At 68.3% G+C, this 8,353-nt stretch carries 7 protein-coding genes and 2 tRNA genes; 5 read left to right on the plus strand and 4 right to left on the minus strand.

All coding sequences use genetic code 11. From position 1 onward, the window contains the following. The first annotated feature begins 32 nt into the window (after nucleotides 1-32). The 4 genes from V6D00_03315 (at nucleotide 33) to V6D00_03330 (ending at nucleotide 5,317) form a co-directional block, all read left to right on the plus strand. Complete coding sequence (locus V6D00_03315) at nucleotides 33-599, plus strand: TetR/AcrR family transcriptional regulator (protein HEY9898192.1); 567 nt, start codon at nucleotides 33-35, stop codon at nucleotides 597-599. Between the two features lie 56 nt (nucleotides 600-655). Then, nucleotides 656-2,032 (plus strand): alpha-amylase family glycosyl hydrolase, encoded by a 1,377-nt coding sequence (locus V6D00_03320; protein HEY9898193.1) that lies wholly within the window; start codon nucleotides 656-658, stop codon nucleotides 2,030-2,032. A 239-nt stretch (nucleotides 2,033-2,271) separates the two neighbouring features. Continuing rightward, the gene (locus V6D00_03325; GenBank protein HEY9898194.1) at nucleotides 2,272-3,912 is read left to right on the plus strand and encodes an FAD-dependent monooxygenase; all 1,641 of its coding nucleotides are present in this window, start codon (nucleotides 2,272-2,274) and stop codon (nucleotides 3,910-3,912) included. A gap of 103 nt (nucleotides 3,913-4,015) precedes the next feature. Continuing rightward, on the plus strand, nucleotides 4,016-5,317 hold the full coding sequence (locus V6D00_03330; protein HEY9898195.1) for a S8 family serine peptidase: 1,302 nt from the start codon (nucleotides 4,016-4,018) through the stop codon (nucleotides 5,315-5,317). A gap of 171 nt (nucleotides 5,318-5,488) precedes the next feature. Here the strand turns inward: V6D00_03330 and corA are convergent, their stop codons facing one another. The 4 genes from corA to V6D00_03350 all read right to left on the minus strand — a co-directional run bounded on the left by corA (nucleotide 5,489) and on the right by V6D00_03350 (nucleotide 7,081). Then, complete coding sequence (corA, locus tag V6D00_03335) at nucleotides 5,489-6,451, minus strand: magnesium/cobalt transporter CorA (GenBank protein HEY9898196.1); 963 nt, start codon at nucleotides 6,449-6,451, stop codon at nucleotides 5,489-5,491. 6 nt (nucleotides 6,452-6,457) lie between these two features. Further along, nucleotides 6,458-6,835 (minus strand): VOC family protein, encoded by a 378-nt coding sequence (locus V6D00_03340; protein HEY9898197.1) that lies wholly within the window; start codon nucleotides 6,833-6,835, stop codon nucleotides 6,458-6,460. An 82-nt stretch (nucleotides 6,836-6,917) separates the two neighbouring features. Then, nucleotides 6,918-6,989 (minus strand) — tRNA-Gly (locus V6D00_03345). Nucleotides 6,990-7,009: 20 nt separating this feature from the next. Beyond that, nucleotides 7,010-7,081, minus strand: a tRNA-Gly gene (locus V6D00_03350). A gap of 187 nt (nucleotides 7,082-7,268) precedes the next feature. On the opposite strand from V6D00_03350, the gene prfA reads away from it, so the two are divergent. Beyond that, on the plus strand, nucleotides 7,269-8,353 hold a 1,085-nt coding region (prfA, locus tag V6D00_03355), incomplete at its 3' end, for a peptide chain release factor 1 (protein ID HEY9898198.1).

The following is an 8,353-nucleotide window of genomic DNA, read 5'->3' on the forward strand; positions in this document are numbered from 1 at the left end:
AACATACCGACCGGTATAGTACCATTCGACCCATGGATGCTCGCACCCTGGTCCTCGAATCGGCCCTGCGCCTCTTCTCCGAACGCGGCTACGACGCGGTCGGGGTGCAGGAGATCGTGGAGGGCGCGGGCGTCACCAAGCCGACGCTCTACCACCACTTCAAGAGCAAGCAGGGCCTCTTCGAGACCCTGCTCGACGAGCGCCTGCGTCCCCTCGACGAGGCCCTTTTGGCCGCCTGCGACTACCAGGGCGACCTGCCCTTGACCCTCGAGCGGATCGTGACGGTCTACCTCGACTTCGCCACGCGCGAGCGCGCCTTCTACCAGCTGCTGCTCTCAACCTACTACGCCCCCTTCGACAACGCGGTCCACAAGGCCGCCGCCTCGCGGCTGCAGAGGCACTTCGCCCTGGTCGAGGACGTGTTCGTGCGCGCGGTGAGAGGCCACGGCAACCTGCGCGGCAAGCAGCAGCGGCTCGGCGTCTCCCTGCTCGGCCTCATCAACAGCTTCCTGCCCCTGGTCTGGGGAGGCCAGGAGCGCAACGACGGCCCGCTCGTTCATGGCATCGTGAAGCAGTTCAGCTACGGCATCTACGCCTAAAAAATTTTGCAAGCACCCTATACCGAACGGTAGGTACATCGCCCCTGGAGGACCCCATGCACTGGTCGACCGACGCCTTCATCTATCACCTCTATCCCCTGGGCTGCCTGGGGGCGCCTGGCCGCAACGACTTCGCCTCGCCCCCGATCGAGCGACTCGACGCGCTGCACGACTGGATCGATCCGCTCCTGGAGCTCGGAATCGACACCCTGTTCCTCGGCCCCGTCTTCGAATCGACCGCCCACGGCTACGACACCGCGGACTACTTTCGCGTCGACCGCCGGCTCGGGACGGCAGACGGCCTCGCGCGCCTGAGCCGGGCCCTGCACGAGAAGGGGATCCGGCTGGTGCTGGACGCGGTGCTCAACCACGTGGGCCGGGACTTCTGGGCCTTCAAGGACGTCAGGGAGAAGGGGCAGGCCTCCGCCTACCGCGACTGGTTCCACCTGGACTTCTCGCGCGCGAGCCCCTGCGGCGATCCGTTCGCTTACGAGGGCTGGAACGCTCACTACGACCTGGTCAAGCTGAACGTCTCACACCCCGAGGTGCGGCGGCACCTGTTCGAGGCGGTGACGGCATGGATCACGGCCTTCGACCTGGACGGGCTCCGGCTGGATGCGGCCGACGTGCTCGATCGCAGTTTCCAGCGGGACCTTGCGCGCCACTGCCGCGCCCTCAAGCCCGGCTTCTGGCTCAAGGGCGAGGTGATCCACGGGGACTACCGGCACTGGATCGCCGAGGCGGAGCTCGATTCGGTGACCAACTACGAGGTCTACAAGGGCCTCTACTCCAGCCACAACGACCGCAACTACTTCGAGCTCGCCCACTCGCTCGAGCGGCAGTTCGGCCAGCGGGGCATCTACCGGGACCTCTCGCTCTACACCTTCGCCGACAACCACGACGTGGCGCGGATCGCAAGCCAGCTGCGCGACCCCGCCCACCTCTACCCCCTCCACCTGCTGCTGATGACCGTCCCGGGTATCCCTTCGATCTACTACGGCAGCGAGTGGGGGATCGAGGGAAAGAAGGGCGCGAGCAGCGATGCGGCCCTGCGGCCCGCGCTCGCGCCGGCACGCTCGCGCGAGCAGGCGCCCTACCCGGCGCTCCACGCGACGCTCAAGCGCCTCTCCGCCTTGCGCCGAGGCTATCCGGCGCTGCGGCACGGCGGCTACCGAGCGCTCCACGTGGCTCACGAACAAGTCGCATTCGCCCGCTCGGGGCCCATGGGCCACGCCCTGGTGGCCGTGAACGCGCAGAGCGAGACGCGGCGGATCGAGGTGGATCTTCCCGCCGCCATGGCAGAGCGCTGGGTGGACGTGCTGAACCGGCAATCCTTCGATTGTCCCGGTGGGCGTCTGGAGCTGCCGCTCGATGCTTGCTGGGGGCGCATCCTCGTGCCGCGGGGCGACGTGAAACACGAGGGAATAAATTAGGGCAGCCCCCCTGTTGCCACCCTCCAGGGGCCGCGATAGAGTAGCCCCATCCTCCAGAAAGGGTCTCGGTTCCGAGCCCGGCCTCGGCCGGATACCAGGATCGGGACTCGGCGGACCTCTCGCCACCAGGGTGAAAGTCCTGAACGGGAGCCCCACCCTCCGCAATAGGAGATAATGGACTTTTCATCGCCCGGAGACGTCGCCGTCTCCGGGCGGTGGTTTTTTCAGGAGGGCGCACCATGGCGGATCGGGTCCTCATCGCGGGGGCGGGGCCAGTGGGCCTCTCGCTCGCCCTCGGCCTCTCCCACCACGGGATCCCCTCGATCGTCCTCGAGGAGGACGAGGGCCTCAGCACCCAGTCCAAGGCCCTGGGGTGCCACGCCCGCACCCTCGAGATCCTCCGGGCCTGGGGCGTGCGCGATCGCTTCCTGGCGGCGGGGACCTTCCTCTCCCGGATCGCGCTCTGGACGCCGGGCCGCCCCACCCCGCAGGCGACGGTCGATCTCTCGATCCTCTCGGCCCTCACGAGCGATCCGGGCCTCCTCGTCCTCGCCCAGGACCGGACCGAGGCGCTCCTGCTCGAGCGCCTCGGTGAGCTTGGCCTCGCCGACGTGCGCTTCGGTGCGAAGCTGACGGGCTTTCGGCAGGACGCCTCCGGGGTGATCGCGACCGTCGTGCCGAGAGAAGGGGACTCCTACGAGGTCGCAGGCGACTACCTGGTCGGCTGCGACGGGCCGCACAGCACGGTGCGCGAACGCCTGGGATGGCACCTGGAGGGCAAGACCTACCCGACCCGGCTCATGCTCGCGGACCTGCGGCTGGGCGATGCGCGCAACGCGCTGCCCTGGCCGCGCTTCGAGACGATCGACGGTCGTCTGGTCGCGGGCCTGCGCTTCGCGCCAGATCGCTGGCGCCTCATCGGCACCCTCGCCCCCGACGAGTCCGAGGCAACAGCCGTCTCCCCCGCGGCCCTCCAGGAACGGATCGAGGCGATCTTCGGCCCCGGCGAGGCCGAGGTGTTCTGGGCGAGCGTCTTCCACATCCACTGCCGCACCAGCCCCCACTTCAGGCTGGGCCGCGTGCTCATCGCGGGCGACGCGGCCCACCTCAACAGCCCGGTCGGCGGCCAGGGGATGAACAGCGGGATCATGGACGCCCACAACCTCGCATGGAAGCTCGCGCGCGCCCTGCGAGGGGGAGACGCGGAGGCCCTGCTCGCCTCGTACGAGGCCGAGCGGCGCTCGGAGGTGGTGTCCACCGTGGACCGCTACACCGACCGCCTGACCCGCCTGCTCCTCTTGCCCGGCGCGGCCGCGCGCGCGCGCATCGCCCGCGCCCTGCGCGTGCTCCTCGGGCTGCCCTCGGTCATCCGCGCCCTCGGCCCCAAGGCCACCATGCTCGACGTGCGCTACGAGAGCTCTCCGCTGATCAGCGGGCAAGGGGCCTGGCTCGGCGCGAGGGCGCCCGACGGCGAGCTGCGAGACGTGAAGGGCCAGGGGAGCCGGCTGATCGATCTCGTCGCGCGCGAGGCCGCGCTGCTGCTCTTCGACGATGGGCGCCTGCCCGGATGGGAAACCGAAGCCGTCGCCGGGCTCCTGGCCGACATCCCCGGTCTGCGCATCGTGCGGATCGTGCCGAGCACGTGCGAAGCAGGCCCGCTCGACTACCGGGACGCGACGGGCGCGCTGTGGCGGGCGTGGCGCGCCAGGGGCGCAGACGCCGCCCTGGTCCGGCCCGACGGGCACGTGGGCTGGCGCGAGGCGCGCCCCACCCCCCGGGCCATGCAGGCGGGCGTCGCCCGCGCCCTCGGCACGAAGCTTCCGATCGGCCTGACGGTCCAGTTCGCGCCCGAGGGAGCGCGGGCGCCGCGCCTCTGGTGATCACCTAAGCTTCACCGACTCTTAAGACAAGCTATCCCCGATCTTCACGATAACGAATCCAGCACCCTCGTCGCACCGCTCTTGCCTGATCGGAGGATTCGCCTTGAAGCTTCGCACCACCCGTCTTTCCCTGGCCCTCGGCGCTCTCGCCTCCATCGTGCTTGCCGGCTGCGGCGTCCCCGACACCGGCAGCGCCATCCGCAGCGGCGGCCAGACCGTCGCCCTGAGCAACGTCTACTCGGTGGGCGGCCAGGCCCAGCTGATCGTCAAGCGCAAGAGCGACAACGCCGCCGCGCTGAGGATCAGCGGCGTCAAGCGCCTGCGCCTCACCCAGATGCCCGGCGTCGAGGTCGACGCGGTGACCGACGGCGACGTGGAGCGCGCCATCCAGCGCGTCGAGGCCGATCCCTCGGTCGAGTACGTCGAGCCCAACTTCCGCATGATCATCCCCAAGACCCTCGAGGATGCGGCCGAGGCCTCGCGCAACCGCGCCGCGGACCCCAACTTCCAGGGCTCCTACGGCCCCAAGCTGATCCGCGCGCTGGACGCCCACGCCAGGACCACCGGCGAGGGCCAGGTCATCGCCGTGGTGGACACCGGCCTCGATCTCACCCACCCCGACTTCGCCGGCAAGCTCGTCGCCGGCGTCAACACCGCCGAGCCCGGCAAGACGGCCGCGGACGACCAGGGCCACGGCACCAACTGCGCCGGCATCGCCGGCAGCAAGAAGAACGACCAGCAGGGCTACATCGGCGTGGCCCCCGGCGCCAAGCTGATGCCCATCAAGGTGCTGGGCGCCGACGGCTCGGGCTCCGACGCCTCGGTCGCCGAGGGCATCCGCTGGGCCGCCGACCACGGCGCCACGGTCATCAGCCTGAGCCTGGGCGGCCCGGGCGCGACCAAGACCGGCGCCGAGGCCGTCAAGTACGCCCTGAGCAAGGGCGCGGTGGTCGTCGCCGCCATGGGCAACAACGGCACCGGCGCCGAGAGCTACCCGGCGGCCTACCCCGGCGTCATCTCGGTCGGCGCCACCGACATCAACGACAAGGTCACGAGCTTCTCCCAGTACGGCAAGTGGATCTCGGTGACCGCCCCCGGCTACAGCATCCTCAACAGCTTCCCCACCTACCGCGTCTCCGGGCTGACCCAGTACGAGAAGAACAAGGCCGGCATGGAGAAGTACGGGATGAAGATGGCCCTCGGCTACTGCTACATGACCGGCACCTCCCAGGCCACCCCTCACGTCGCGGGCCTCGCCGCCCTGGTGCGCGCCGCCAACCCCGGCCTCTCCCCCGCCCAGATCAAGGCCAAGATCGAGGGGGCCTCGGCCCACACCGCCGGCATGTCGGGCGCCTTCGACATCCACTACGGCTACGGCCGCGTCGACGCCCTCAAGTCGCTCTAAACCCAACGCCCGAGGGGGGGAAGCCGGATGGCTTCCCCCCCTTTCTCGTGCCCGGGACCTAACAGATAGTGGTGAAGCGAAACGTCTGGCCGGAAGGAAACCCCACTGTTTGAGGCGAAGCCGAGTTTGGGGCTTCCTGGAAGCAAGGCGTTGAGCGAAACCACGTTCCGCTCAGAAGTAGCGCAGCGCCTTGAAGGTGATGGTCAGCACCAGGGCGATCGCTATCATCAGGCCGAGGGCGAACTCGTAGCCCCACTTCCACGAGAGCTCCGGCATGTGCGGGAAGTTCATGCCGTAGATGCCCGCCACCAGGGTGACGCTCATCAGGACCGCCGAGATGGAGGTCAGGCGCTTCATGGTGTCGTTGGTGCGGTTGGCGATGACCGACAGGTAGGCATCGATCGCCCCCGACACCAGGTCGCGGTAGGTGTCGATGGAGTCCGCCACGCGGATCAGGTGATCGTAGACGTCCTGCAGGTAGACCGCGGTCCCGGGCGCGATCAGGTGGCTCTCGCGTCGCAGCAGCAGGAGGCACACGTCGCGGGTCGGCGCCACGACCTTGCGCATGAGCAGCAGGTCCTTCTTGAGGGTGAAGATCCGGGTGATCACCGACTGCTCGAAGCGCTCGAACAGCATCTCCTCGAAGGCCTCGAGCTGCTCCTCCATCTTGTCGACCACCGGGAAGTACTCATCGACGACCGTGTCGAGCAGCAGGTAGAGCAGGTAGCTCGCGCCGCCGCCGGCGGACTCGGCGGACTCCTGCCAGCGCGTGCGCACCTCGTCGAGGGCCGGCATCGGCGCCTTGTGGGCCGTCACCAGGTAGCCCTCGCCGATGAAGAGGTCGATCTCCTCGGTCGTCAGCCGCGCCCGCGCGGGGTCGAAGCTGGCCGAGTAGAAGTCGAGGAAGGCGTAGCCGTCGTAGTGGTCGAGCTTGGGGCGCTGGCCGCTCTGGAGGCAGTCCTCGAGGGCGAGCGGGTGAAAGCCGAAGCAGCCCTTCAGCCACTCCACGTCGGCGCGGTCCGTCCCCTCCAGGTCGATCCAGAGGACCCCCTTCGCGCGGGGGCAGACCTCGAAGGCGGGCACGTCAAGGACCCTGAGGGTGTCGGGATCCAGGTACAGCGCGTGCTTGAGCATGGTGCCCTACTGGGGACCGGTGTGGTCCAGCAGCTCGATCTCGTAGCCGTCCGGGTCCTCGATGAAGGCCATCCAGCCGGAGCCTATCCGGTGCGGCTCCTCGGTGATCTTGATGCCGCGCGCGCGCATGGCCTCGACCGTCTCAAGGACCGAGTCGACCAGGAAGGCGATGTGGAAGATGTCCTCGGCGAGCGAGAAGTCGGGATCCCAGGGCAGGTAAGCGAGCTCCAGCTCGGGCCCGCCGCCGGGCAGGTGCATGTGGGCGAGCCGGGAGCCCCGGCCCGTGGTCTGCCGCGCGCGGACCTCGAAGCCGAAGTTGGCCTCGTAGAAGGCGATGGCGCGCTCCAGGTCGCGCACCTTGAGGCGGGTGTGCAGGAACTTCATGCGAACCTCCGGTTCATGCTCCCCCGCCCCCCGGTGGGGCGGGGAAATAAGAGAAAAGGCCCCTCTTGCGAGGGGCCCCTAGAGCGGATGAAGAGATTCGAACTCTCGACCCCCTCCTTGGCAAGGAGGTGTTCTACCACTGAACTACATCCGCGGGAAAATGAAATTTTTGAGAGCGGATGAAGAGATTCGAACTCTCGACCCCCTCCTTGGCAAGGAGGTGTTCTACCACTGAACTACATCCGCTTGGAACAAGATCCACTATATCGCCTCCCGAGGGCCCGGTCAATCCCTTGGTGACGAAAAATTTGGCCTGTTCTTAATATGCGCTTCGAAAGGTCCGCCACACCGGCTCGCCGGGGGGCTTCCAGGGTCCGCAAGGGGCGTCGCGGTGCTATAATTGAGGGATTGAATTCGACCGAAGGTGAGGACCATGCTCGAAAAGATCCAGATCGACAAGCTCCATGAAGTGGAGCGCACCTACCACGACCTCGGCGAGCGCCTGAGCGACCCCGCGGTGCTCTCCGACCAGGAGCAGCTGCGCAAGTACGCCAAGGCCCGCTCCGACATGGAGGTCACCGTCGAGTTCTTCCACGCCTGGCAGGCGGCCACCCAGCAGCTCGCCGACGCGCAGGCCATGCGCAAGGGCGAGAGCGATCCCGAGCTGCGCGAGCTGATCGAGGCCGAGATCGAGGAGCTCGCCCCCCAGATCGAGGAGCTGGAGCGCAAGCTCACCCTCCAGCTCTTGCCCCGGGACCCCAACGACGACAAGAACATCATCATCGAGCTGCGCGGGGGCGCGGGCGGCGACGAGGCCAACCTCTTCGCGGGCGACCTGCTGCGAATGTACACCCGCTACGCCGACAGCCGCGGCTGGAAGGTCGAGGTCATGGACCTCCAGGAGCAGGACCTGGGCGGCATCAAGGAGGCGTCGCTGCTGATCAAGGGCGACGGCGTCTACTCGCGAATGAAGTGGGAATCGGGCGTTCACCGCGTCCAGCGCGTGCCCGCCACCGAGGCCCAGGGCCGGATCCACACCTCGACCGCGACCGTGGCCGTGCTGCCCGAGGCCGAGGCGGTGGACATCGAGATCAACAACGCCGACCTGCGCTGGGACACCTTCCGGTCGGGCGGCGCCGGCGGCCAGAACGTCAACAAGGTCGAATCGGGCGTCCGAGTCACCCACGTCCCCACCGGCCTCGCGGTCGCCTGCACCGTCGAGCGATCGCAGCTCCAGAACAAGGCCCGCGCCCTCGAGCTTCTGCGCACGCGCCTCTTGGACGCCAAGGTCCAGGCCGCCGAGTCGGCCTACGCCTCCGAGCGCAAGAGCCAGGTCGGGACCGGCGATCGCTCCGAGCGCATCCGCACCTACAACTTCCCCGAGAACCGCGTGAGCGACCACCGCATCAAGCTGACCCTCAACAAGCTCGATCGCATCCTGAACGGCGACCTGGACGAGGTGATCGATGCCCTGATCTCGGCCGACCAGTCCGAGAAGCTCGCCCAGCTCACGGCCCA

Source organism: Pantanalinema sp., from assembly GCA_036704125.1.
In the GTDB taxonomy this organism is placed as follows: Bacteria; Cyanobacteriota; Sericytochromatia; order S15B-MN24; family UBA4093; genus JAGIBK01.

Coding starts and splice junctions, on each gene's coding strand:
- corA (HEY9898196.1), bottom strand. CDS start 6,451: ATGCTCAAGCACGCGCTGTACCTGGATCCCGACACCCTCAGGGTCCTT.
- V6D00_03325 (HEY9898194.1), top strand. CDS start 2,272: ATGGCGGATCGGGTCCTCATCGCGGGGGCGGGGCCAGTGGGCCTCTCG.
- V6D00_03340 (HEY9898197.1), bottom strand. CDS start 6,835: ATGAAGTTCCTGCACACCCGCCTCAAGGTGCGCGACCTGGAGCGCGCC.
- V6D00_03315 (HEY9898192.1), top strand. CDS start 33: ATGGATGCTCGCACCCTGGTCCTCGAATCGGCCCTGCGCCTCTTCTCC.
- V6D00_03320 (HEY9898193.1), top strand. CDS start 656: ATGCACTGGTCGACCGACGCCTTCATCTATCACCTCTATCCCCTGGGC.